Genomic DNA, 23936 nt, shown 5'->3' on the forward strand with positions numbered 1-23936 from the left:
GTCGGCGTCGACGTACGCTGGGCACATCCCCACTTGTTTGGGGACACCCCCCTTCATGCCATGGGGGCACATCTCACCCCTTTCATCCGGAGCACCTTTTACGTGAGTGAGCAGTCCCGCCGGCCCCGCAAGCCCTACCGCCGGCCCAAGAAGGACCCCGTCCGCTTCCTCGCCTTCGAGGCGCTCAGGGCGGTGGACGAGCGGGACGCGTACGCCAACCTCGTCCTGCCGTCGCTGCTCAGGAAGGCGCGGGAGAAGGGCGACTTCGACGGGCGGGACGCCGCGCTCGCGACCGAGCTGGTGTACGGGACGCTGCGGCGGCAGGGGACGTACGACGCCGTCATCGCCGCCTGTGTGGACCGGCCCCTGCGTGAGGTCGACCCGCCGGTGCTCGATGTGCTGAGCCTCGGCGTGCATCAGCTGCTCGGGACGCGGATCCCCACGCACGCCGCGGTGTCCGCCTCCGTCGAGCTGGCCCGGGTCGTGCTCGGGGACGGGCGGGCCAAGTTCGTCAACGCCGTCCTCAGGAAGGTCGCGCAGGACGATCTCGACGGGTGGCTCGCCAAGGTCGCTCCGCCCTATGACGACGATCCCGAGGAGCATCTCGCCGTCGTCCACTCCCACCCCCGCTGGGTCGTCTCCGCGCTGTGGGACTCCCTCGGCGGCGGGCGGGCCGGGATCGAGGAGCTGCTGGAGGCCGACAACGAGCGGCCCGAGGTCACCCTGGTCGCGCGGCCCGGGCGGGCCACGGCCGAGGAACTGCTCGGCGAGGAGGCGGCGGTGCCGGGGCGCTGGTCGCCGTACGCCGTACGGCTCACCGAGGGCGGCGAGCCCGGTGCGATCGAGGCCGTGCGGGAGGGGCGGGCCGGTGTGCAGGACGAGGGCAGTCAGCTCGTCGCGCTCGCTCTGGCCAACGCGCCGATCGACGGCCCCGACGCGAAGTGGCTCGACGGGTGTGCCGGGCCCGGCGGCAAGGCCGCGCTGCTCGCCGCCCTCGCCGCCGAGCGGGGGGCGATGCTCGTCGCCTCCGAGAAGCAGCCGCACCGGGCGGGGCTGGTCGCGAAGGCGCTCCAGGGGAACCCTGGTCCGTATCAGGTCATCGCCGGCGACGGGACCCGGCCGCCGTGGCTGCCCGGCTCCTTCGACCGGGTGCTGATGGACGTGCCGTGCACCGGGCTCGGGGCGCTGCGGCGGCGGCCCGAGGCGCGCTGGCGGCGGCGGCCGGAGGATCTCGACGGGTTCGCTCCGCTGCAGCGCGCCCTGCTGCGTACCGCGCTCGACTCGGTGCGGGTCGGCGGAGTCGTCGGCTACGCCACCTGCTCGCCGCACCTCGCCGAGACCAGGGCCGTCGTCGACGACATGCTCAAGCACGATCCGCACGCCGAACTCCTCGACGCCCGCCCGATGCTGCCGGGCGTACCGGACCTCGGCGACGGTCCCGACGTACAGCTGTGGCCGCATCGACACGGGACCGACGCGATGTATCTGGCGCTCATCCGCCGGACTGCGTGACGCTCTGCGCGGGTTCGCGGGCCATGGCCTGCCCGTCCTCCTTCGCCAGCCGGTGCGGCCACCAGACCTTCGGGCCGACGTCCAGGAACAGGGATGTGACCAGGATCGAGCGGACGATGAAGGTGTCCAGCAGGACGCCGAGGGCGACCGTGAAGCCGATCTCCGCGAAGGCGATCATCGGGAGCGTGCCGAGGGCGGCGAAGGTGCCGGCCAGGACCAGGCCGGCGGAGGTGATGACCGCGCCGGTCGCCGCGAGGCCCGTGATCACGCCCGCTCGGGTGCCCTGGCGGGCCGCCTCCTCGCGGATGCGGGTGGTCAGGAAGATGTTGTAGTCGATGCCCAGGGCCACCAGGAAGACGAAGACGAACAGCGGGAAGTCCGTCGACTCGCCCGCGTAGTCGAAGACGTACCGGAAGGCCAGGGCGCTGATTCCGAGTGCCGCCGCGAACGACAGGATCACCGTTCCGATCAGCAGCAGCGGGGCGATCAGGGCGCGCAGCAGGACACAGAGGATCAGCAGTACGACGATCAGCACCAGCGGGATGATCAGGACGTTGTCGTGCGTGGTCGCCTCGTCCATGTCCAGCAGGGCCGCCGTACCGCCGCCCACCTGGGCATCGGCGTCGGGCACCGCGTGCACGGCGTCGCGGACCCGTTCGACCGTCTGTTTCGCGGCCTCGCTGTCGGCCGGGTCGGTCATCGTGGCCTCGAAGAGGACCTTGCCCTCGAAGGACGGTTTCGTGCCCGGTGGCAGGCCCAGCGACTCGGGTACGACGCCCTCGGTAGCGGTGACCGCCTGGCCCACCTGCTGGGCCTGCGCCTGGTTGCTGACGATGACCAGCGGATCGCCGCTGCCCGCCGGGAAGTAGCGCTCCGAGACCTCCTGGCCGGTGATCGAGTCCGGGGTGCCGGTGAACGCGTCCGCGTTGCTGATGCCCTCGGCACGCAGCTGGATCAGGCCGAGCGAGCAGACCGCCAGGATCAGCGCGGTCACGCCCCAGACCATGCGCGGACGGTGGGACATACGGCGTCCCATGCGGGCCCAGACGCCCCGCTCGGTCGGGTCGGGGGAGCCGTGGTGCGGGATCACCGGCCAGAAGATCCAGCGGCCGAAGATCACCAGCAGGGCCGGGAACAGCGACATCATGGCCAGCAGCGCGACGGCGACGCCGATCGCGGCGACCGGGCCGAGGCCGCGGGTCGAGTTCATCTCGGCGGCCAGCAGCACCAGCATGCTCAGTACGACCGTGGCGCCGGACGCGATCACCGCGGGCCCGGCGCGGTGCAGTGCGAGGGCCATCGCCTCGTGCCGGTCCTCGTGGCGGCGCAGTTCTTCCCGGTAGCGGGCGACCAGCAGCAGGGCATAGTCCGTCCCCGCGCCGAAGACGAGCACGGTGAGGATGCCCGCGCTCTGGCCGTTCACCGTCAGGCCCGCGTTCTCGGCGAGAAAGTAGATCAGGGCCTGTGCGGTGAACAGGGCGGCGATCACGGAGAGCAGCGGGATCAGCAGAAGCGAGGGGCTGCGGTACGTCAGCAGCAGCATGATGATGACGACGCCCATCGCGGACACCAGCAGCGTCGAGTCGATGCCCTCGAAGGCCTCGGAGAAGTCCGCGGAGGTGCCGCCCGGGCCGGTGATGTGCACGGCGAGCCCGTCGCCGCCCTCCCCGACGTCGTCCCGGATCGCGTCGACCGCGGGCGCGATGCGCTCCCAGCCCTTCTCGTCCATGGTGATCGGGACGTAGATCTGGGCGGCCCTCGGGTCGGTCTCCCGGTCGAAGGTCGGGCCGCGGGTCTCGGCGCCCCGGATGCCGTGGTCGGTGAGCTGCTTGAGCTGCCGTACGTCCTCGGTGATCTGCGCCCGGTCCTGCGCGGTCAGGCCGCTCTCGCGGGCGTAGATGACGATCGCCGGGATCGTCTCGGGCCTGAAGTCCTCGGAGATCTCCAGGACTTGGGTCGATTCGGCGGACCCGGGCAGCCAGGAGGCCGCGTCGTTGTCCTGGGCGTCGGTGAGTTTCTGCGCGAAGGGCGCCGTCAGGAAGAGCACCGCCAGCCACAGCACCAGCACGACCCACTTGGCACGGCGTCCGCACACCAGGTGTGCGATGCCCTTCGTGCCCGTCGTGATCTCGGACTTCGTCTCGGAACTGGTCCCCGTCATGGCCACCCCCGCAGCCGCCCGTGGAGCCGGTGGGCGGCCCAGCATGGCACGCTCGGCCCGCGCAGAACATCCGATGAACGTCTTAGGTACGGACCGAGGCGAACATTCGTGCCCGGACATGGGAGGCTTGGGTCATGGCCGTGCAGATCAACCCCAGCATCCTGTCCGCCGACTTCGCCCGGCTCGCCGAGGAGGCGAAGGCGGTGGAAGGGGCCGACTGGCTCCACGTCGACGTCATGGACAACCATTTCGTGCCGAACCTCACGCTCGGCGTGCCGGTCGTAGAGTCGTTGGCCCGTGCGACGGACACCCCGCTGGACTGCCATCTGATGATCGAGGACCCTGATCGGTGGGCGCCTCAGTACGTCGAAGCGGGTGCCGGTTCCGTCACGTTCCATATCGAGGCGGCCTCCGCTCCGGTGCGGCTGGCCCGGGAAATCCGGGCCAAGGGTGCCCGTGCCTCCATGGCGCTCAAGCCGGCGACGCCGATCGAGCCATACGAGGATCTGCTCCCCGAACTCGACATGCTGCTGATCATGACGGTCGAGCCGGGCTTCGGTGGCCAGGCGTTTCTCGACATCATGCTTCCGAAGATTCGCCGCACCCGCGAGTTGATCAGCAAGCACGGCCTGGAGCTGTGGCTTCAGGTCGACGGTGGAGTCTCGGCGGCCACGATCGAGCGTTGCGCGGAGGCCGGAGCCGATGTCTTCGTGGCTGGTTCGGCGGTGTACGGCGCCGCCGATCCGGCCGACGCGGTACGTGCATTGCGCACCCAGGCGGAGGCGGCCACGGCCGTCGCGTCCTGGGCGTGCGACCACTGAGCCAAGGGAACGTGAACGGCGCCCTTCGGGGCGGATCAAGCGGGCCGGATCTGCAAGGATGAACAGCGAATCCAGAGTGTGAACAGCAGTGAGGAGAGCGCCGTGTCGGCAATGTCGGCGGGCCGGTCAGCCATGCGGATGGGACCCGCTGAGCTGGTGCAGGCGGCGGCCATGGCCCGCCGCTTCTACCTCGAGGGCAAGTCCAAGATCCAGATCGCCGAGGAGTTCGGCGTCAGCCGCTTCAAGGTGGCCCGGGTCCTGGAGACCGCTCTCGAACGGGATCTCGTACGGATCGAGATCCGCGTCCCGGCCGAACTGGACGCCGAGCGCTCCGACGCGCTGCGCGCCCGCTACGGCCTCAGGCATGCCGTCGTGGTGGAGTCCCCGGCCGAGCCCGAGGACTCGCCCGACCCCGAGAACCTCGGTGAGGTGGCCGCCGACCTGCTCGGCGAACTCGTCAACGAGGGCGATGTGCTCGGTCTGGCCTGGGGCCGCTCCACCATCCACATGGCCGCGGCCCTCGACCGGCTGCCGCCGTGCACGGTGGTGCAGCTGACGGGCGTGTACGACGCCGGGACCGCCGAGCGTGGTTCGGTGGAGGCCGTGCGCCGGGCCGCCCAGGTGTCCGGCGGCGACGCCCATCCCATCTACGCGCCCATGCTGCTGCCGGACGTGGCCACCGCGGCGGCGCTGCGCAACCAGACCGGGATCGCGCGGGCCTTCGAGTACTTCGACAAGGTCACGGTCGCCTGTGTCTCCATCGGCTCCTGGGAGCCGGGCATCTCGACGGTGTACGACATGCTCAGCGACGAGGAGCGGGCGCACTACTCGTCCCTCGGTGTCGCCGCCGAGACGTCCGCGCACCTCTTCGACGCCGAGGGCCGCCGGGTCGGACGGGACCTGGGGGAGCGGTGCATCACGGTCAAGGCCGACCAGCTCCGCCGTATCCCTGAGGTCGTCGCGATCGCGGGCGGAGCGCGGAAGGCGGGCGCGATCGACGCGGTGCTGCGGTCGGGGCTCGTCACGAGCCTGGTGACGGACACGTCCGCGGCCGACCACCTGATGACGACGGGGTCGACGCCGCGGCCCGCCCTCAACCGGGCGGACCCCGACGGGCCCTGACGGTCCTTCAGAGCAAGGCGTGACAGGAGAGCCGTGGCAGCATCGGTCAGTTTTCAAGAAGCCGATGCCGCCGCGGCTTCCTAGCATTGAGGGTGTTCCCAGCCGATCGCGCAGAAGGATGCCTGTCATGCCGAACACACAGAAGTCCGCCAAGAGCACGGCCGCCACGTCGTACGACGGCTTCACGGACGAAGAGCGGGCCGCGATGAAGGAGCACGCTCAGGAGATCAAGGCCGTGCGCGGCGGGAAGCGCAAGACCAAGGCCGACGCGGAAGCCGCCGTGCTCGAGAAGATCGCCGAGATGCCGGAAGCGGACCGCGTGATCGCCGAGCGGCTGCACGCCCTCATCAAGGAGAACGCGCCCGAGCTGGCGCCGAAGCTCTGGTACGGGATGCCCGCGTACGCCAAGAACGGCAAGGTGGTCTGCTTCGTGCAGGCCGCGGCCAAGTTCAAGTCCCGGTATCTGACGCTCGGCTTCGACGACTCGGCCACGCTCGACGACGGCACGATGTGGCCGACCGCCTTCGCCGTGACGGAACTGACCGCCGCCCACGAGAAGACGATCGCCGCACTCGTGCGGAAGGCGGTGCGCTGAGGCGCCGGACCGACGTCAGCGCGACTGCAGCGCGTCCAGGGCCACCGCCTGCGCGAGCATCAGGCGCCGGTCGAACCGGTCGTCCTCGATCCGGAGCACATAGTGGTCACGGAAGCGGGTCTTCTTCTCGAAGAAGCCCACGTTCCGGCCGTCCGTGTCGACGAAGTCGAAGTGGTACTTCCAGATGAAGGGCAGGTCGCCGATGAACGGCAGCAGCCCCCACACGCGCCGGAAGACGGCCAGGGCGGCGTTGCGCTCCTGAACGGTCAGGGCAGGCAGGCCCGGCTGGTCGAGCGTCCAGGTCGAGCGCAGCAGCGACTTCCCGAACTTCTTGCCGAACACGCCTATCGGCTGCCCGGCGCCGGTGACGTCATAGGCGCTGGCGAGATCGACGACCTTGCGGGCCTTGAAGCCGGCGAAGACGGACTGCTTCGACTCGTCGGTGTAGAGGGTGACCTCTTCCTTGAACTTCATGCGCTTCTGCTCGACGAAGGCGACCTTCGCACCGGGCCCGCCGACGCCGTCGTCGGCGAAGATCTCGTAGCGGTTGACCATCATGGTCACCCGCTGGTGGATGTGGAACTGCCGCTGGGACTGCACAGCGCCGACGTCCATGGGCTCCCCTTCACACGATGGCGCTGGGCAGCGTACAGGCCGGGGCCGGGCGGTGGCGACGCGCTGCCGGGCCTGCGGCACAATGACCACCACACCGGTGATCACTACGAACGTTCAGGGCGGTACTGAGATGACGGAAGTCGTGGTCACGCTGGACCTCGACGGGGTCACGGACAAGAGCGGCCTGATGGACCGCTGCGCCCGTGCCCTGTCGCTGCCCGACTGGTTCGGCCGCAACTGGGACGCGCTGGCCGACTCCCTCTCTGACCACACCGTCTGGCCCGACGGAGCCGTGGAACAGGGGCTGCTCGTCGTCGTACGGAACTGGCAGCCGTACGCCGCCGCGCGGCCGGGCGAGTGGGAGACCGCGCGGGAGGTGTTCGGGCAGGCGGCCGACACGGCGCCGGCGCTGACCGTGGCGCTGGCTCTCGGAACCCCTGACTAGCGATTCAGTGGCCCACGTCGTGATCGCCCGCTTCGATGAGGCCGCTTTCGTAGGCGAAGATCACGATCTGGATGCGGTCGCGCAGCCCGAGTTTGGTGAGGATGCTCGACACATGTGATTTGACGGTGGCGGCACCGATGACGAGTCGCTCGGCGATTTCGGCGTTGCTCGCGCCGCGGGCGACGGCGGTCATGATCTCGCGTTCCCGGCCGGTGAGCCGGTCCAGGCGGGCCGCGACGGCGGCGTTGACGGGACGGTGCTGCGCGAACCTGTCGATGAAGCGCCGGGTGATCGAGGGGGCCAGCAGCGTTCCGCCCTCGGCCACGGTGCGTACGGCGGTGGCCAGTTGCTCGGGGGGAATGTCCTTGAGTACGAAGGCACTGGCTCCGGAGCGCAGCGCCTTGTAGACGTACTCGTCCGGGTCGAACGTGGTCAGGATCAGCACCCTGGGGTTCCAGTCGGCCTCCTGGAGGATCCGGGAGGTCGCTTCGAGGCCGTCCATCTCGGGCATGCGGATGTCCATGAGGATCACGTCCGGACGGTGCAGGCGTGCCGCCTCGATCACCTCGAGGCCGTTGCCCGCCTCGGCCACGACCTCGATGTCGTGGTGGACCCGGAGAATCATGGCGAAGCCTCGCCGGACCAGCGCCTGGTCGTCGGCCACGACGACGCGGATGCTCACGTGGTCTCCCCCTTGACGGGCAGATGGGCGGTGAGCCGGAATCCGCCGCCGGGACGCGGCTCGGCGTCGAGGCTTCCGCCGAGCAGATGGGCTCTTTCCCGCATGCCGACGATGCCGTGGCCGGGCGGGCCCTTGTGCGCGACCGGCGCGGCCTGGAGGGCGGCGCCGCGGCCGTCGTCGAGCACCTCGATGGTGAGGCCGTCGCGTTCGTCGCGCAGGTGCACATGGGCGTGGGTGCGCGGTCCGCTGTGCTTGAGCACGTTGGTCAGGGCCTCCTGGACGATGCGGTACGCCGAGAGATCGACGCGAGCCGGGAGAGGGTCCCGGATGCCGTTGGTGACCGAGACGTCGATACCGGCTTCGCGTACCTCGGCCACGAGCCGGGGCAGATCGGCCAGTCCCGGCTGGGGCCCCAGACCGTCGCGCTCGGAGTCCGGCCGCAACACTCCCAGCAGGTGCCGCAGTTCGTCCAGCGCCTGGCGTCCCGCCTCCTCCACCGCCGCCATCGCCTCCAGGGCACCCTGCGGATCCTCGGCGGCCACCATCCGCGCCGCGCCGGCCTGCACCGTCATCATGCTCACCCGGTGGGCGACCACGTCATGCAGTTCACGGGCGATGTGGGTGCGCTCCTCGGTGACGATCCGCCGTGCCTCGGCGGCCTGGTCCCGTAGCCGCCGGGCAGCTCGCCCGGCCCGCAGCCGTAGGCGCCGGCCGAGATACCAGGCCCCGGACATGACGAGGGCGCCGAAGACGATGTCCGACCAGGGGAGGGAAAGCAGGAGGCCGTCGATCGTGAGGCTGGCGATGGCCGCGACGATGCCGAGCGGGCCCCACCGGTTGTCGTCGGAGTGCCGCCCGACGCTGTACAGCGCGACGATCACCATTCCGCCCAGGGCGGAGTGGCTGCTTCCCAGCGTCCCGGCCCACGCGGCGAGCGTCACCCACAGCACCGCGACGGGCCTGCTCCGACGCCGGTAGAGCGCCGCGCCGGCCACCAGGAAGAGCAGGACGGCGGGATGGAGGATTTCCGAGACCGGGCGGACGACCATCGTGTCCCCCGGACCTCCCTCAAGGAGCATCGTCGGCAGGAATATCGCCACCGCGAGGACGGCGTCCGCGCCCCGCGGCCAGCGTGTGAACGGGCCGCGGAACCTGCCCGGCGCGTTGCGGCCCGGCGTCTCGGCATGCGGCGCCCTGCGATTCATCGTCGCTCCATCAAGAGGCGTCCGGGGCCTGGCGCGGGTCATCGGGACGCACCGGGCAGGTCATCGTAAGTCCGGCTCGCAGGCACCGTCACCCGCCTGTGGACGGATCCGGTCCTCCGCCGCCGGCAGGAGGCAACCGCCCTGTTCTCCCCGTCGCGCGCGGGAGGCCCGAACCCGCCGCGGGGCGGGAGACGGCACCGGTGCCGACGCCCACGATGGGACTGCCCGCTCCCACTGCCGCCGAACGCCGGTCCGGTGCAGTCGGCCGGCGGCCAACCACGGCATTCAGGCCCCCGGTTGACGTCGCTCGGCAGCAGACCGCAGGAGCCCCGCCGACACGTGCCGCCGGTCGGCACCCGTCTCACAGGAGCCCACCACCATGAACCGACTCACGCGCCGCATCGGCGACGCGAGCGCCCGCCGACCGTGGGTGACCATCGCCGCCTGGCTGGCCGCCCTGGCACTCGTGCTGCCCCTGGCCGGCCTTGCGGGCGGCTCGTTCGTCGACGATCTCGTCGCTCCCGGCAGCCAGAGCGAGGAGGCGATGGAACTCCTCGAAGAACGCTTCCCCGAAGCATCCGGCGGCAGCGCCATGGCGGTGTTCGCCGCGCCGGAAGGGAAGCGGCTCGATCGCCACCGGCCCGCCATCGAGGCGGCGGTCGCCCGGATCGCCGAGCTGGATCACGTCGCCACGTCCACCGATCCCTTCACCGCCGGCACGGTCTCGCCCGACGGACGGATCGGCTACGCCCAAGTCACCTTCGACGTACCGACGATGGAGGTGAGTCCCGAGCAGATCAATGCCCTGAGCGGCGCGATCGAACCCGTACGCGATGACGGTGTCGTCGCCGAACTCGGCGGCGACACCGTCTTCATCAATGCCGAGACGCCGACCTCGGGCGCGGAGGCGGCGGGCCTGCTGGCCGCCCTGGTCATCCTCGTGGTCGTCTTCGGCACGCTCGTGGCCGCGCTGGTCCCGATCGCTCTCGCCCTCGTCGCCGTCGCCGCCGGACTGGGCGGCATCACGCTGCTCGCCCACGCGATGGACGTCTCCACCGCGGCCCCCACCATCGGCGCGATGGTCGGCCTGGGCGTCGGCATCGACTACGCCCTGTTCGTCGTGGCCCGCTACCGCGAGAACCACGCCGCCGGCCAGGACAACGCCGGCGCGCTGTCGAACGCCATGGCATCGTCGGGCGCGGCCGTCCTGTTCGCCGGCGGCACCGTCGTCGTGGCGATGACCGCGCTCGCGGTGACCGGCCTGGGCTTTCTGACCTCGGTCGGGCTGAGCACCTCGCTGGTCGTGCTGTTCGCCGTGGCGACCGCCCTGACGCTGCTGCCCGCACTGCTGTCCCTGTTGGGCGACCGCATCCACAAGCGGCGGCGCCGGGGCCTCCGCACGCGCCGGGTGAACAAGCCCGAGGAGACCGCGTGGTGGCGGTTCGCGCACCGCGTCTCCGGTCGGCCGTGGCCGTATCTGCTGGTCGCGTCCGCGGCGTTGCTGGCGCTGGCCGCCCCGGCGCTGCGCATGGAGACGGGCTTTCCCGACGCGGGCGACGACGCGACCAGCACCACCCACCGCCGTGCCTACGACTTGATGGCGGAGGGCTTCGGCCCCGGCTTCAACGCCCCTCTGCTCATCGTCGCCGACCTGCGCAGCCCCGGCGTGGACGCCGAGGGCATCCCCGAGCTGTCCCGCCGCCTCGCCGACGACCCCGGCATCGCGTCGGTCGGCGAGCCCCAGATCTCCGCGGCGGGGGACACAGTCGTCCTGCCCGCGCTCCCCACCACCGCCCCCGCGGACGCCGCCACCTCTCACACCCTCGAACGCATCCGCGACGTCGTCCCCGACAACGTCGCCGTGTCGGGCCTGACCGCCATGACCGACGACCTCACCCGCCAACTCGCCGACACACTCCCGATCTTCATCGCCGCGATCCTCGTGGTGTCGTTCCTGCTGCTGATGGTGGTGTTCCGCTCCATCGCGGTACCGCTGAAGGCGGCCGTGATGAACCTGCTGTCCATCGGCGGCGCGTACGGCGTCGTGGTGGCTGTCTTCCAGTGGGGCTGGCTCGGGGAACTGTTCAACCTCGACGAAACCCTGCCGATCGCCTCACCCCTGCCGACGATCTTCTTCGCCGTTCTCTTCGGCCTGTCCATGGACTACGAGGTGTTCCTGCTCTCGCGCGTCCGCGAGGAGTACGACGCCACGGGTGACCCCAAGGAGTCGGTGGCTCGCGGCATGGCGGTCACGGGCCGCGTCATCACCTCCGCCGCGTTGATCATGACGGTGGTGTTCCTCAGCTTCGTCGTCAATCCCTCACCGCTCGTCAAGATGATGGGCCTGGGGCTGGCCACGGCCGTCGTGCTCGATGCCACGATCGTCCGGATGGTGCTCGTCCCCGCGTCCATGGCGTTGCTGGGACGCGCCGCCTGGTGGCTGCCCCGTCCCCTCGACCGGCTGCTGCCCCGCACCAGCACGGAGGATGCCGCCGAGCTCGGCTCGCCGGTCACACAAGCACTCGGGTAACGTTTTGTTGCAAGGCAGGTTCCTGCCCGGCACAGGAGTCCCCGTACCTCCCTGGAGGATCACATGAGCGTGGGGCTGTTTCGCTGTGTCTTCGTGGGAGTGACCTGCGTAATTTCACGTGAAATTGTGGGTCAATGCGTTTTCTTGAGGCCAGCACCGGTCGCCACGTAGAAACATCTCCGGTTCCCTACGACCTGACGTACGACGACGTGTTCATGGTGCCGAACCGCAGCGCGGTCGGTTCGCGGCAGGATGTGGACCTCAGCTCCCCGGACGGCAGCGGAACCACGATCCCGCTGGTCGTCGCCAACATGACCGCGATCGCGGGTCGCCGGATGGCCGAGACGCTGGCCCGGCGCGGCGGCCTCGTGGTCATCCCGCAGGACATCCCGATCGACGTGGTGACCGAGGTCGTCTCCTGGGTGAAGAGCCGCCATCTCGTCCTCGACACCCCGATCGTGCTGGCCCCGCACCAGACCGTCGCCGACGCGCTGTCCCTGCTGCCGAAGCGGGCGCACAACGCCGGTGTCGTCGTGGACGAGGAGCAGCGGCCGATCGGCGTGGTCACCGACGCGGACCTGTCCGGGGTGGACCGCTTCACGCAGCTCGAGATCGTCATGTCCCGGGACCTGCTGCTGCTCGACGCCGACATGGACCCGCGCGAGGCCTTCAACACCCTCGACCACCACAACCGGCGGTACGCCCCCGCGGTCGACGGCGACGGCCGCCTCGCCGGCATCCTCACCCGCAAGGGCGCCCTGCGCGCCACGCTCTACACGCCTGCCGTCGACGCCCAGGGCAGGCTGCGGATCGCCGCCGCCGTCGGGATCAACGGCGATGTCGCGGGCAAGGCCAAGCAGCTGCTCGACGCGGGCGTCGACACGCTCGTCATCGACACGGCACACGGCCACCAGGAGTCGATGATCAGCGCGCTCAGGCTGGTCCGCGCCCTCGACCCGCAGGTCCCGATCGCCGCGGGCAACGTCGTGTCCGCGGCCGGTGTGAAGGACCTCGTCGAGGCCGGCGCCGACATCGTCAAGGTCGGTGTCGGACCGGGTGCGATGTGCACCACCCGCATGATGACCGGGGTCGGCCGGCCGCAGTTCTCCGCGGTCCTGGAGTGCGCCGCCGAGGCGAAGAAGTACGGCAAGCACGTCTGGGCCGACGGCGGTGTCCGGCACCCTCGCGATGTCGCCATGGCGCTGGCCGCCGGTGCGTCCAACGTGATGGTCGGATCCTGGTTCGCGGGCACGTACGAGTCGCCGGGCGACCTTCAGCAGGATGCCGACGGCCGTCTCTACAAGGAGTCGTTCGGCATGGCGTCCGCGCGGGCCGTGGCCAACCGTACGTCCGACGAATCGGCCTACGACCGGGCTCGCAAGGCGCTGTTCGAGGAGGGCATCTCCACCTCCCGCATGTTCCTCGACCCGGCCCGCCCCGGCGTCGAGGACCTGATCGACTCGATCATCGCGGGCGTACGGTCGTCCTGCACGTACGCCGGTGCGGGCTCCTTGGAGGAGTTCGCCGAGAAGGCCGTCCTCGGCGTCCAGAGCGCGGCCGGTTACGCGGAGGGCAAGCCGCTGCACGCCAGCTGGAACTGAGCCAAGTCCCTTGCGCACGGCCCCCGTTGTCCCGCGTCGGCGGGAAAATCGGGGGCCGTTCGCGTGCGCGGGCGCCTACCGTCGGAGGCATGGAGATCGTCGCCTGCAGGGCCGAGGACGTCGAAGTGCTGGATCGCTTCATGCCGTCGAACAGCGTCGACGGCCACCACGGGGCACGCTTCGCGCGGCAGCAGGCGGGCGACAGCACCTATCTGATCCCGTGGCTGGACGGCAGCCCCGGGGGCCACGCGGAGGTGCGCTGGACCGGGTGCGAGGCGCCGGAGGTGCGGGCCGCTCTGCCGGGATGCCCGGAGATCAACGGTCTCTCGGTGTGGCCCGAGTCGCTTCGCTCACAGGGCATCGGAACCGCGCTGGTGCGTACCGCCGAGCGACTGGCGCGGGAGCGTGGCGTCGGGGTCATGGGGCTCGGCGTCGACGACGGCAACCCGCGCGCGGCGGCGCTCTACGCGCGGCTCGGATACCGGCCCACGGTGGCATACGTCGACCGCTGGGCCTACGCGGACGCCGACGGCGTACGGCATGAGCAGGCCGACGCCTGCGTGTTCCTCGTCAAGGCCCTCTGAGAGCCCCGTACGCAACGCTCGACAGCCGCCGTGCAACAAACGCTCACCCATCCATGATCGACGCAATGATCTTACGGGCATACGCAAGGTTGCTGCATTACAACGGCAACGCCCTTCCTCGTAGGCTGTCGCCTCGTACGTGGCGTGGCAGGGACCCCGCTCGGTGGGTCCCTGCCCGAAGGGGTGCCGCCGGTCCCTGTCGCCCCTGACCGGCAGCGATGAAGGAGCCAGCGCGTGCTCGACCAAGGCGCACCCCCGCACGACCGCAGTCAGACCGTCCCCGCCTCCCCGGGCGTCGGCGCGCGCCTGTTGCGTCGCAAGCCCGTGGAACACCTGGTCGCGGAGGGCGGCCAGGGTGAGGGAGGGTCGCTGCGCCGCTCCCTCGGACTGTGGCAGCTGACCATGATCAGCATCGGTGCCACGCTCGGCACCGGCATCTTCGTCGTGCTCGGCGACGCCGTCCCCGAGGCGGGCCCCGCGGTCACCCTCGCCTTCGTCATCGCCGGTCTCACGGCCCTGTTCTCGGCGCTGTCGTACGCGGAACTCGCGGGCAGCATCCCGGTCGCGGGCTCCTCGTACTCGTATGCGTACGCAACGATGGGCGAACTCGTGGCCTGGGTCTGCGGCTGGTGCCTGGTGCTGGAGTACGGCGTGTCCGTGGCCGCCGTCGCGGTCGGCTGGGGCGAGTACCTCAACGAGCTGCTCGACGGGACGATAGGGGTCACCATCCCGGCGACGCTGTCGTCCGCGCCCGGTGAGGGCGGGATCATCAACCTGCCCGCGCTGATCGTCGTCCTGCTCGCGATGGTGTTCCTGCTCGGCGGCGTCCGGGAGTCCGCCCGCGCCAACACGATCATGGTCGCGGTGAAGATCGCCGCGCTGGTGCTGTTCTGCGCGGTCGGCTTCATGGGCTTCAAGTCCGGCAACTACGAGGACTTCATGCCGCTCGGCATGGCGGGCGTGAGCGCGGCCGGCGCCACGCTCTTCTTCTCCTACATCGGCTTCGACGCCGCCTCCACCGCCGGTGAGGAGGCGAAGAACCCCAAGAAGGACCTGCCGCGGGCGATCATGCTCTCGCTGATCATCGTCACCGCGCTGTACGTGCTCGTCGCGGCCGTCGCCGTCGGCGCCTGGAACTGGACCAAGTTCGAGGGCTCCGAGGCCTCCCTCGCCGCGATCATGAACGACATCAGCGGCAAGAGTTACTGGGGCACCCTGCTGGCGCTCGGCGCCGTGATCTCCATCGCGAGCGTGGTCCTGACCGTGCTCTATGGCCAGACCCGCATCCTCTTCGCGATGTCCCGCGACGGCCTGGTGCCCAAGGCGCTCGGCAAGGTCCACGCCAAGACCGGCGCACCCCGCCTCAACACGGTGATCGTGTCGCTGTTCTGCGGTGCGCTCGCCGCCCTGATCCCGCTGGGCAAGCTCGTCGACGCCACCAGCATCGGCACGCTGTTCGCCTTCGCGCTGGTCAACATCGCGGTGATCGTGCTGCGTTACAAGCGACCCGAGCTGGAGCGGACGTTCAAGGTCCCCTTCGGGCCGGTCCTGCCGGTGCTGGGTTTCCTGTTCTGCGCGTACAACATGTTCAGCCTGGACTCCGTGACCTGGGTGGTCTTCGGGTTCTGGATGGCCGCCGGTCTCGTGTTCTACTTCGTGTACGGCTATCGCCGGTCCCGCCTTGCAACACCAGAAGTGAAGTGACCTTCCCGCAGTGCTGAACGATCTCGACGAACGCATCGTGCACGCCCTCGCCGAGGACGCCCGCCGCTCCTACGCGGACATCGGGCAACTGGTCGGCCTGTCCGCGCCCGCCGTGAAGCGGCGCGTGGACCGGCTGCGTGCCACCGGCGCCATCACCGGCTTCACCGTACGGGTGGACCCGTCGGCGCTCGGCTGGGAGACCGAGGGGTTCGTCGAGATCTACTGCCGGCACAACACCTCGCCGGAGACCATCCGGCGGGGCCTGGAGCGCTATCAGGAGGTCGTGGCCGCGTCCACCGTCACCGGTGACGCGGACGCGGTCGTCCAGGTCTTCGCCTCCGACATGCGTCACTTCGAGCGGGTGCTGGAGCGGATCGCGGGCGAGCCGTTCGTGGAGCGGACGAAGTCGGTGCTGGTCCTGTCGCCGCTGCTGCGCCGCTTCTCGTCGGGATCGCCCACGTAGTCGGGGCCGCCCGCATAATTCCCGGCACGGATGTGCTCGGCCGGTCTACCATCGGTGTCATGACCTGGCGACATTGATCCTCACCAGAGCCTGGCGTCCGACGGCTGACCGCGACGCTGTACGGCTACTCCTTCCTGGACGAGTTCGTCCTGCTCTACCCGGTGTACGCGCTGCTGTTCAGCGACACCGGGCTGTCGGTCTGGCAGATCTCCTCCCTCTTCGCCCTGTGGTCGATCACCGGCGTCCTGCTGGAGGTCCCCTCCGGTGCCTGGGCCGACGCCGTCTCCCGCCGGCTGCTGCTGTGGCTCGGACCGCTGCTGACCGCCACCGGCTTCGCGCTGTGGGTGATCGTCCCGTCGTACTGGGCCTTCGCGGCCGGCTTCGTGCTGTGGGGCGCCGGTGGAGCGCTCGGCTCCGGTGCGCTGGAGGCGCTGGTCTACGACGAGCTGGACCGGCTCGGCGCGGCGGACCGGTACGCCCGAGTGATGGGCCGGGCGCGGGCGGCGGGGCTGATCGGCGTCATGGCGGCGATGGGGCTCGCCGGGCCGGTGTTCGCGTGGGGCGGTTACCCGGCCGTCGGGACGGCGAGCGTCCTGGCCTGTCTGCTCGCCGCGGCGACCGCGAGCCGGTTCCCGGAGCACCGGACGCCCGCGGAGGATGACGACAACTGGGCCGCGACCCTGCGGGCGGGGCTCGCCGAAGCACGCGCCGACCGGTCGGTGGTCGGGGCGCTGCTGCTCGTCCCGGCCGTCACCGCGGTGTGGAGCGCGCTCGACGAGTACACGGCGCTCCTGGTGCGGGACTTCGGCGTGCCGGACGAGAGCGTTCCGTACCTGCTGCTGCTGATCTGGGCGGGTGCCACGGCCGGGAGTCTGCTGGCCGGTCCCGCCGAACGCCTCGGCACGGCAGGGTTCGCGGGACTCCTCGCGGGCGCCGCGCTCGCCCTCGCCGTCGGTGCCACGGCGTCGTCCGTGGCCGGGATCGGCCTCGTGGCCCTCGCCTTCGGCGGCTTCCAGCTGGCGACCGTGCTCGCCGACGCCCGCCTCCAGGACCGTATCGACGACAGCCGCCGGGCCACCCTGACCTCGCTCGCCGGCCTCGGCACCGAGCTGGCCACGGTCGCCACGTACGGCGCGTACGCGACGATCGGCGCGACGGCCGCGCACAGCACCGCCTTCGCCGTGTTCGCGGTGCCGTACCTGGTGACAGCGGCCCTGCTGGCGGCCGCGAGAGCGGCGAGGCGGTGAGGTGACGGGTCGCGCTGGGGGACCACGCGGCGGGCGTTCCTGTTACTCCCGGCAACCGTTGCGTTCCCCGTGCGGCATCCCGTAAGTTGCAGGCGCCCGCGTGCTACCGGCGGGTAACACCTGCGGGTAACCCTGAGGAGACCATGCGCCGGCTCATCGGCCGTCCCACCACGGTCCGCGCCCGCATCGTGGCGCTCGCACTCGCCCCGGTGGTCGCACTGATGGCGCTGTGGAGCTTCGCCATGGTGTCGGTCACCGGCGAACTGCGCGCTCTCGCCCGGGTCGAGGGGGTGTACGACGACTTCGGCACCCCCGTCGACACGGCGATCGGGCAGATCCAGATCGAACGACGGCTCGCCGCCGCCTACTTGGGCGCCGGCCACCGCACACCGGCCGCCCTGGACCTCATGGAACAGCAGCGCCGCACCGATCACGCGGTGACCGCGTTGCGCGAGGCGGTCCGGGACGGGGACCGCGACCGGCTCTCCGACCGGCAGCGGCGGGCCCTCGCCACCATGCTCGACACCGTGGACGAACTCGACGGCCTGCGCGAGCGCGTGCTGACCCGCGAGATCTCCTGGGACCGTGCCGTCACCGAGTACGGCGCGCTCGTGGACCCCGGGTTCGACGTCCAGTCCACGCTCACCGCGCTCCAGGCCGGGCAGCTGGCACGGGAGGCGCAGGTCGTCATCGAGCTCGTCCGGGTACGGGAGTTCGTCTCCCGCGAGGACGCCCTCGTTGCCGGTGCGCGGGCGGCCGGCACCCTCACCGACCGGCAGTACGACGCACTCACGGCGACGATCGAGGACCGCCGGGTCTTCCAGCGGACGTATGTGCCGGATCTGCCGTCCGACTCGCGGGCGCTCTTCGAGGAGTTCCGGCGCGGGGAGGTGCACCGGGCGCTGACCGCCGGTGAGGACGCGCTGCTGCGGGCCGGCGCGGAGGGGGCGGGGCAGGCCGTCGCGGCCGACTCATGGCGGACGACGACCGACCGTGCGGTCAAGCGGTACATGGAGTTGTGCACCGAGGCGGCGCGGAACTCCGCCGAGCGCGGGCGGGCGTTCGCCTACCGTGAGCTGGCCAAGGCCGCGGTGGTGGGTGTCGTGGGACTGGCGGCCGTAGGGCTGTCGCTGTGGTTCGCGGTGCGCGGGGCGCGTCGTATCTCGCGTCGGCTGGAGGATCTGCGGGACGCGGCCGATCTGCTCACGACGCGGCAACTCCCGGATGTCATGGAGCGGTTGAGCGCGGGCGAGGAAGTGGACGCGCTCGCCGAGGCGCCGCCACTGGCCGACGGGGAGGCGGGCGCCGACGAGATCGGGCAGGTCGGCCGGTCCTTCAACGCGGCCCGGCACGCCGCGATCGAGGCGGCCGTGCGGCAAGCCACCCTTCGCCGGGGCCAGTTCTCGGTGCTGCTCACCATCGCGCGGCGCAACCAGGCGCTGGTGCACCGCCAGCTGAAACTCGTCGACACGCTGGAGCGGCGCACCAACGACCCGGACGTCCTCGACCAGCTGTTCCGCATCGACCATCTGACCACCCGGATGCGGCGCCACGCGGAGGGCCTGATCATCCTCTCCGGCGCGGCGCCCGGCCGCAGATGGCGGCGTCCGGTGCCGATCGCCGACGTCGTCTCCTCCGCGGTGGGCGAGATCGAGGACTACGCGCGCGTGGAGGTGCCGCCGATGCCGCGGGTGGGCGTCGCGGCGGACGCGGTCGCCGATGTCGTCCATCTCATCGCCGAACTCGTCGAGAACGCCACGGTGTTCTCGCCGCCGCACACCCGGGTGACCATGCGCACCGGGCAGGCCCGCGGCGGCTTCGTCCTGGAGATCGACGACCGGGGACTCGGCCTCGACCCCGACCAGCTCGAGGAGGCCCGGCGCACCCTCACCGACCCGGACCACTTCGACCCGACCTGGCACGACCGGCTGGGCCTGTACGTCGTGGGCCGGCTGGCGGCGCGGCACGGCATCGAGGTCACGCTGTGCGGGTCGCCGTACGGCGGGACGACGGCGGTGGTGCTACTGCCGGAAGCCGTTTTGGCGGAGGTGGACGGGCGGACGCCGGAGGCGGCGGAGAGCGGGAGGCCGGGGGCGTCGTCGGTGGTGCGGAGTGCGGGGCCGTCCGAGGCGCCGCCGTCACGGAAGGGGCGGGAGGAGTCCGGGAGCGGGGCGGCCGTGCTCGCCCTGCGCGGTCGCGACCGGGCCACGCCCGCTCTGCCCACCCGCGTCCGCCAGGCATCGCTCGCCGAGGGCCTGCGCGACGACGGGCCGGCCACGGACGCGCCGGTCACGGATGGAATGCCCGACGTCACGCCCGATGAGATGCGAGCGATCTTCGGGGCCTTCCAACGCGGCACCGACCGCGGACGCAAAGGCCTGCCCGCCGACACCACGCAGCGAACCGATACCGAGGGGACGGACGCCGACGATGCGCCCTGACCAGAACTCCGTTCCAGAACGCGCCGGCACCGACCTCGGCTGGCTCCTCGACGACCTCGTCGCGCGGACCGATCACGTCCGCCAGGCCGTACTCCTCACCGCCGACGGCCTCCCGCTGAGCATGTCGGAGGGCATGGCGGCCAGGGACATCGAGCACCTCGCCGCCGTCAGTTCCGGCTTCCACGGGCTCGCCCGCTCGGCAGGGGAGCGGTTCGCCGCGGGAAAGGTGCGGCAGACGATGGTGATGCTCGACGACGCCTACCTCTTCATCACCCCGGCCGGCGACGGCACCCGGCTCGCCGTGCTCAGCGGTACACAGACCGACGTCGGACAGCTCGCCCACGAGATGGCCCTGCTCGTCCGCCGCGTCGGCCGGCATCTGGCCACCGGCGCACGGTCGGCCGCCGCCGACCCGGCAGACCCCTGATCCGCCCGTGACCGACGACGAGCACTGGTACGAGGACGAGACCGGGGCGATGGTGCGCCCCTACACCGTCACGCACGGCCGCACCCGGCCCGCGGACCACATCGACATGCTGGCGCAGGTCACGGCTTTACGGCCGGACGGCGGACCGCCGGGCGTGGACCACGCCCGAGCCTCCCTGCTCGCCCTGGCGCACCGCGGCCCTCGCCCGGTCGTCGAGCTCGCCGCGGACGCCGACCTGCCGCTGACCGTCGTACGCGTACTGCTCGGGGATCTGGCCGAGGCCGGACTCGTACGCATCGACGAACCGCGGCGGACGGGGCCGGACGGTCCCGCCGCCGACCCCGAACTGCTGCGGGTGATCGTCGCGCGGCTGCGCGAGATCTAGAAGCCCGGCTGCCAGGGCACGACCCTGAAGTCGCCCGTGCCCTTCTTCACCCGCTCGAACGGTGCCGAGCTCACGCACTTGGGCAGGTCCTTCGTCCCCAGGTCCTCACTTGCCGCCCAGCTGTAGCCGAGCCGGTCGAGTCCGCCGGTGTCGTGGACGGTGATGCCCACCCGGATGCCCTCCACCCCGTCGAGGTCCGTGTCCGTGACGACCCCGGACACCACGGCCACCTTGCCGCCGGTGACCAGGCAGTCGACCTTGGCCTTCGCCCAGCCGCCTTCGCCGTCGAGTGAGTAGTGGCTCCACTGGAAGGTGCCGGTCGCCTTCATCGGGTCGTCGGTGTTCTTCGCCGCCAGATGTGCGTCGAAGGTGAAGGTGATGTCGTCCCCGGCGACGCGGTAGAGCTTCGCGGTGCCGGTGAGCGCGGCGGCCTCGCGCCGCTCGTCACCAGCGGTGGCACCTTGTCGTGCGTCTTGTCGCTCGTCACCGGCAGTGGCCGATCCCGCCGCTCCGGCGGTGAGCAGCAGCGCGGCGCCGAGTACGGCGGTCTTCGTACGGCGGTTCATGGCGGTCCTTTCCGCAGGTCAACCGGACGCTCACCACTCTCGCCGGGCGGCGCCCGCGCCACATCGCGCCAGGGGCGGCACCCTGCCTCCGCCGTCCGGCGGGGGCACCGCGGTGATCTGCGCCTCAGGGGGTACTGGACCTCCGCCCGAGGTCGCGCAACGAATCGACGCCGGAGCCGGAACGGACGCAACATTCCGCTCACTGACGCGCAACGGCTCCTCCTTGTCCGCCTGAGCCGGCCGCCCGTACCGTCTACGTGGCCCCCACAACCACCCTTCCGTCCCGGTGAGGTTCACGCATGCGCACCGCCCTGCTCCAGAGCTCCGGCCGCCCCGGCTCCGTCGTCGAGAACCTCAAGGTCCTCGACGAGGCCGCGGGCCGGGCGGCGGACGCCGGTGCCGGGCTGCTGGTCGCGCCGGAAATGTTCCTGACCGGGTATGCCATCGGCGACGACATCGCCCGCCTCGCCGAACCCGCGGACGGCGACTGGGCCGACGCCGTCGCCGAGACCGCCACGCGACACGGCCTCGCGATCACCTACGGCTACCCCGAGCGCTCCGGCGAGACCGTCTTCAACTCCGCCCAGCTGATCTCCGCCGACGGCACCCGCCTCGCGAACTACCGCAAGACCCATCTCTTCGGCTGCTTCGAGCGCGATCACTTCACCCCGGGCGAGCAGCCGGTCGTCCAGGCCGAGCTGAACGGCCTCCGCGTCGGCCTCATGATCTGCTACGACATCGAGTTCCCGGAGAACGTCCGCGCCCACGCTCTCGCCGGCACCGACCTCCTCCTGGTGCCGACCGCGCAGATGCACCCGTTCCAGTTCGTCGCCGAGTCCGTGGTCCCGGTGCGGGCCTTCGAGAACCAGATGTACGTCGCGTACGTGAACCGGGTCGGCCAGGAGGGCGAGTTCGAGTTCATCGGCCTCTCCACGCTGGCCGGACCCGACGGGATCGCCCGCACCCGCGCCGGCCGCGGCGAGGAGCTGCTCCTCGCGGACGTCGCCCCGGCCTTCCTCGCCGCCTCCCGCGAGGCCAACCCGTATCTGCAGGACCGCCGCCCCGGCCTCTACGGGTCCCTCACCTGAACCCCCACCCCGCTCTGTTCGTGCAAGGAGTCCCTACCCCATGACGTCCACGGTGCCCAACGCCGTCCAGCACGCCGACGCGCAGCAGCCGCCGATCACCATGTTCGGTCCGGACTTCCCGTACGCGTACGACGACTTCCTCGCCCACCCTGCGGGCCTCGGCCAGATACCCGCGACCGAGCACGGCACCGAGGTCGCGGTGATCGGCGGCGGGCTGTCCGGCATCGTGGCCGCCTACGAGCTGATGAAGATGGGCCTCAAGCCCCTGGTCTACGAGGCCGACCAGATCGGCGGCCGGCTGCGGACCGTCGGTTTCGACGGCTGCGACCCTTCCCTCACCGCCGAGATGGGCGCGATGCGCTTCCCGCCGTCCTCCACGGCGCTCCAGCACTACATCGACCTGGTGGGCCTGAAGACCCGGCCCTTCCCCAACCCCCTTGCGGAGGCCACCCCTTCGACGGTCGTCGACCTCAAGGGCGAGTCGCACTACGCCGAGACGGTCGACGACCTGCCGCAGGTCTACCGGGACGTCGCCGAGGCCTGGAACAGGTGTCTGGAGGAGGGCGCCGACTTCTCCGACATGAACCGGGCCCTGCGCGAGCGTGACGTACCGCGCATCCGGGAGATCTGGGCGAAGCTCGTCGAGAAGCTCGACAACCAGACCTTCTACGGCTTCCTCTGTGACTCCGAGGCCTTCAAGTCCTTCCGGCACCGCGAGATCTTCGGCCAGGTCGGCTTCGGCACCGGCGGCTGGGACACCGACTTCCCCAACTCGATCCTGGAGATCCTGCGGGTCGTCTACACCGAGGCCGACGACCACCACCGCGGCATCGTCGGCGGCTCGCAGCAGCTGCCGCTCAGGCTCTGGGAGCGCGAGCCGGAGAAGATCGTGCACTGGGCGTACGGCACCTCGCTGAAGTCCCTGCACGACAACGGTGAACCGCGCCCCGCCGTGACCCGCCTGCACCGCACCGCCGGCAACCACATCACCGTCACCGACGCGAATGGCGACATCCGCACCTTCAAGGCGGCCGTCTTCACCGCCCAGTCATGGATGCTACTGTCGAAGATCGCCTGCGACGACTCGCTGTTCCCGATCGACCACTGGACCGCGATCGAGCGCACCCACTACATGGAGAGCTCCAAGCTCTTCGTCCCCGTCGACCGGCCCTTCTGGCTCGACAAGGACGAGGAGACCGGCCGCGACGTCATGTCGATGACCCTCACCGACCGTATGACGCGCGGGACTTACCTCCTCGACGACGGCCCCGACAGGCCCGCGGTGATCTGTCTGTCGTACACCTGGTGCGACGACAGCCTGAAGTGGCTGCCGCTGTCCGCGAACGAGCGGATGGAGGTCATGCTCAAGTCGCTGGGCGAGATCTATCCGAAAGTCGACATCAGGAAGCACATCATCGGTAACCCGGTGACCGTGTCCTGGGAGAACGAGCCCTACTTCATGGGCGCGTTCAAGGCCAACCTGCCCGGTCACTACCGCTACCAGCGGCGCCTGTTCACGCACTTCATGCAGGACCGGCTGCCCGAGGACAAGCGGGGCATCTTCCTGGCCGGCGACGACATCTCCTGGACGGCGGGCTGGGCCGAGGGCGCGATCCAGACCGCGCTGAACGCGGTGTGGGGCGTCATGCACCACTTCGGCGGAGAGACCGACGCGACCAACCCCGGCCCGGGCGACGTGTACGACGAGATCGCGCCGGTGGAGCTCCCGGAGGACTGACCCG

At 70.8% G+C, this 23936-nt stretch carries 21 protein-coding genes; 16 read left to right on the forward strand and 5 right to left on the reverse strand.

All coding sequences use genetic code 11. The annotated features are described in order from the left end of the window. The first annotated feature begins 102 nt into the window (after positions 1 to 102). On the forward strand, positions 103 to 1512 hold the full coding sequence (locus AB0I98_RS30440; RefSeq protein WP_362947628.1) for a transcription antitermination factor NusB: 1410 nt from the start codon (positions 103 to 105) through the stop codon (positions 1510 to 1512). Here the strand turns inward: AB0I98_RS30440 and AB0I98_RS30445 are convergent. Next, entirely contained in the window at positions 1493 to 3673 is a 2181-nt protein-coding gene (locus AB0I98_RS30445) for an MMPL family transporter (RefSeq protein ID WP_362947629.1), read from the reverse strand. The genes AB0I98_RS30440 and AB0I98_RS30445 overlap by 20 nt on opposite strands. A 134-nt stretch (positions 3674 to 3807) precedes the next feature. Between AB0I98_RS30445 and rpe the strand changes: the two genes are divergently transcribed. From rpe to AB0I98_RS30460, 3 genes are all read left to right on the forward strand, one after another. Next, the gene (gene rpe / locus AB0I98_RS30450; RefSeq protein ID WP_362947630.1) at positions 3808 to 4494 is read left to right on the forward strand and encodes a ribulose-phosphate 3-epimerase; all 687 of its coding nucleotides are present in this window, start codon (positions 3808 to 3810) and stop codon (positions 4492 to 4494) included. A gap of 78 nt (positions 4495 to 4572) precedes the next feature. Beyond that, positions 4573 to 5616: a sugar-binding domain-containing protein gene (locus AB0I98_RS30455; protein ID WP_362947632.1), complete on the forward strand. Its 1044-nt coding sequence runs from the start codon at positions 4573 to 4575 to the stop codon at positions 5614 to 5616. A 127-nt stretch (positions 5617 to 5743) separates the two neighbouring features. Beyond that, entirely contained in the window at positions 5744 to 6211 is a 468-nt protein-coding gene (locus AB0I98_RS30460) for a DUF1801 domain-containing protein (RefSeq protein WP_362947633.1), read from the forward strand. 15 nt (positions 6212 to 6226) lie between these two features. Here the strand turns inward: AB0I98_RS30460 and AB0I98_RS30465 are convergent, their stop codons facing one another. Further along, complete coding sequence (locus tag AB0I98_RS30465; protein WP_328368269.1) at positions 6227 to 6826, reverse strand: hypothetical protein; 600 nt, start codon at positions 6824 to 6826, stop codon at positions 6227 to 6229. A 130-nt stretch (positions 6827 to 6956) separates the two neighbouring features. On the opposite strand from AB0I98_RS30465, the gene AB0I98_RS30470 reads away from it, so the two are divergent. Then, positions 6957 to 7271, forward strand: a complete 315-nt coding sequence (locus AB0I98_RS30470; protein WP_362947635.1) for a barstar family protein — start codon at positions 6957 to 6959, stop codon at positions 7269 to 7271. A gap of 4 nt (positions 7272 to 7275) precedes the next feature. On the opposite strand, the gene AB0I98_RS30475 is transcribed toward AB0I98_RS30470, so the two are convergent. Together AB0I98_RS30475 and AB0I98_RS30480 are read right to left on the reverse strand one after the other, a co-directional pair. Next, positions 7276 to 7953 (reverse strand): response regulator transcription factor, encoded by a 678-nt coding sequence (locus tag AB0I98_RS30475; protein WP_362947637.1) that lies wholly within the window; start codon positions 7951 to 7953, stop codon positions 7276 to 7278. Continuing rightward, complete coding sequence (locus AB0I98_RS30480; RefSeq protein ID WP_362947639.1) at positions 7950 to 9158, reverse strand: sensor histidine kinase; 1209 nt, start codon at positions 9156 to 9158, stop codon at positions 7950 to 7952. Before AB0I98_RS30480 ends, AB0I98_RS30475 begins: the two co-directional genes overlap by 4 nt. A gap of 379 nt (positions 9159 to 9537) precedes the next feature. Between AB0I98_RS30480 and AB0I98_RS30485 the strand changes: the two genes are divergently transcribed. The 9 genes from AB0I98_RS30485 to AB0I98_RS30525 all read left to right on the forward strand — a co-directional run bounded on the left by AB0I98_RS30485 (position 9538) and on the right by AB0I98_RS30525 (position 20540). Continuing rightward, entirely contained in the window at positions 9538 to 11688 is a 2151-nt protein-coding gene (locus AB0I98_RS30485; RefSeq protein ID WP_362947640.1) for an MMPL family transporter, read from the forward strand. A gap of 134 nt (positions 11689 to 11822) precedes the next feature. After that, positions 11823 to 13289, forward strand: coding sequence for a GuaB1 family IMP dehydrogenase-related protein (locus tag AB0I98_RS30490; protein ID WP_362947641.1), 1467 nt, complete (start codon positions 11823 to 11825; stop codon positions 13287 to 13289). Positions 13290 to 13378: 89 nt separating this feature from the next. Then, a complete protein-coding gene (locus AB0I98_RS30495) occupies positions 13379 to 13873 on the forward strand; it encodes a GNAT family N-acetyltransferase (RefSeq protein ID WP_362947643.1) in 495 nt (164 codons plus the stop codon). A gap of 234 nt (positions 13874 to 14107) precedes the next feature. Beyond that, positions 14108 to 15577 carry an amino acid permease gene (locus tag AB0I98_RS30500; protein WP_362947645.1) on the forward strand — a complete coding sequence of 490 codons (1470 nt, stop codon included), beginning with the start codon at positions 14108 to 14110 and terminating at the stop codon, positions 15575 to 15577. Between the two features lie 10 nt (positions 15578 to 15587). Continuing rightward, entirely contained in the window at positions 15588 to 16040 is a 453-nt protein-coding gene (locus AB0I98_RS30505) for an Lrp/AsnC family transcriptional regulator (RefSeq protein WP_062713983.1), read from the forward strand. A 104-nt stretch (positions 16041 to 16144) separates the two neighbouring features. Then, positions 16145 to 17287, forward strand: coding sequence for an MFS transporter (locus tag AB0I98_RS30510; protein ID WP_362947730.1), 1143 nt, complete (start codon positions 16145 to 16147; stop codon positions 17285 to 17287). Between the two features lie 143 nt (positions 17288 to 17430). Next, the gene (locus AB0I98_RS30515; RefSeq protein WP_362947647.1) at positions 17431 to 19728 is read left to right on the forward strand and encodes an ATP-binding protein; all 2298 of its coding nucleotides are present in this window, start codon (positions 17431 to 17433) and stop codon (positions 19726 to 19728) included. Then, complete coding sequence (locus tag AB0I98_RS30520; protein WP_362947649.1) at positions 19718 to 20155, forward strand: roadblock/LC7 domain-containing protein; 438 nt, start codon at positions 19718 to 19720, stop codon at positions 20153 to 20155. The genes AB0I98_RS30515 and AB0I98_RS30520 overlap by 11 nt, the downstream gene beginning before the upstream one ends. A gap of 7 nt (positions 20156 to 20162) precedes the next feature. Then, the gene (locus tag AB0I98_RS30525) at positions 20163 to 20540 is read left to right on the forward strand and encodes a DUF742 domain-containing protein (RefSeq protein WP_362947651.1); all 378 of its coding nucleotides are present in this window, start codon (positions 20163 to 20165) and stop codon (positions 20538 to 20540) included. Here AB0I98_RS30525 and AB0I98_RS30530 read toward each other — a convergent pair. Then, positions 20537 to 21106: a hypothetical protein gene (locus AB0I98_RS30530; protein ID WP_362947653.1), complete on the reverse strand. Its 570-nt coding sequence runs from the start codon at positions 21104 to 21106 to the stop codon at positions 20537 to 20539. The genes AB0I98_RS30525 and AB0I98_RS30530 overlap by 4 nt on opposite strands. Positions 21107 to 21405: 299 nt before the next feature. On the opposite strand from AB0I98_RS30530, the gene AB0I98_RS30535 reads away from it, so the two are divergent. After that, complete coding sequence (locus AB0I98_RS30535) at positions 21406 to 22194, forward strand: carbon-nitrogen hydrolase family protein (RefSeq protein WP_362947655.1); 789 nt, start codon at positions 21406 to 21408, stop codon at positions 22192 to 22194. Positions 22195 to 22234: 40 nt separating this feature from the next. Next, positions 22235 to 23932 (forward strand): NAD(P)/FAD-dependent oxidoreductase, encoded by a 1698-nt coding sequence (locus AB0I98_RS30540; protein ID WP_362947657.1) that lies wholly within the window; start codon positions 22235 to 22237, stop codon positions 23930 to 23932. The last annotated feature ends 4 nt before the right edge of the window (positions 23933 to 23936 follow it).

This window comes from Streptomyces sp. NPDC050211, from assembly GCF_040656035.1.
In the GTDB taxonomy this organism is placed as follows: domain Bacteria; phylum Actinomycetota; class Actinomycetes; order Streptomycetales; family Streptomycetaceae; genus Streptomyces.

Bases quoted from the DNA above. Each gene is read 5' to 3' on its own strand.
- AB0I98_RS30445 (WP_362947629.1), bottom strand. From the start codon at position 3,673: ATGACGGGGACCAGTTCCGAGACGAAGTCCGAGATCACGACGGGCACG.
- rpe (WP_362947630.1), top strand. From the start codon at position 3,808: ATGGCCGTGCAGATCAACCCCAGCATCCTGTCCGCCGACTTCGCCCGG.
- AB0I98_RS30460 (WP_362947633.1), top strand. From the start codon at position 5,744: ATGCCGAACACACAGAAGTCCGCCAAGAGCACGGCCGCCACGTCGTAC.
- AB0I98_RS30465 (WP_328368269.1), bottom strand. From the start codon at position 6,826: ATGGACGTCGGCGCTGTGCAGTCCCAGCGGCAGTTCCACATCCACCAG.
- AB0I98_RS30470 (WP_362947635.1), top strand. From the start codon at position 6,957: ATGACGGAAGTCGTGGTCACGCTGGACCTCGACGGGGTCACGGACAAG.
- AB0I98_RS30480 (WP_362947639.1), bottom strand. From the start codon at position 9,158: ATGAATCGCAGGGCGCCGCATGCCGAGACGCCGGGCCGCAACGCGCCG.
- AB0I98_RS30485 (WP_362947640.1), top strand. From the start codon at position 9,538: ATGAACCGACTCACGCGCCGCATCGGCGACGCGAGCGCCCGCCGACCG.
- AB0I98_RS30490 (WP_362947641.1), top strand. From the start codon at position 11,823: ATGCGTTTTCTTGAGGCCAGCACCGGTCGCCACGTAGAAACATCTCCG.
- AB0I98_RS30495 (WP_362947643.1), top strand. From the start codon at position 13,379: ATGGAGATCGTCGCCTGCAGGGCCGAGGACGTCGAAGTGCTGGATCGC.
- AB0I98_RS30515 (WP_362947647.1), top strand. From the start codon at position 17,431: ATGCGCCGGCTCATCGGCCGTCCCACCACGGTCCGCGCCCGCATCGTG.
- AB0I98_RS30520 (WP_362947649.1), top strand. From the start codon at position 19,718: ATGCGCCCTGACCAGAACTCCGTTCCAGAACGCGCCGGCACCGACCTC.
- AB0I98_RS30530 (WP_362947653.1), bottom strand. From the start codon at position 21,106: ATGAACCGCCGTACGAAGACCGCCGTACTCGGCGCCGCGCTGCTGCTC.
- AB0I98_RS30535 (WP_362947655.1), top strand. From the start codon at position 21,406: ATGCGCACCGCCCTGCTCCAGAGCTCCGGCCGCCCCGGCTCCGTCGTC.
- AB0I98_RS30540 (WP_362947657.1), top strand. From the start codon at position 22,235: ATGACGTCCACGGTGCCCAACGCCGTCCAGCACGCCGACGCGCAGCAG.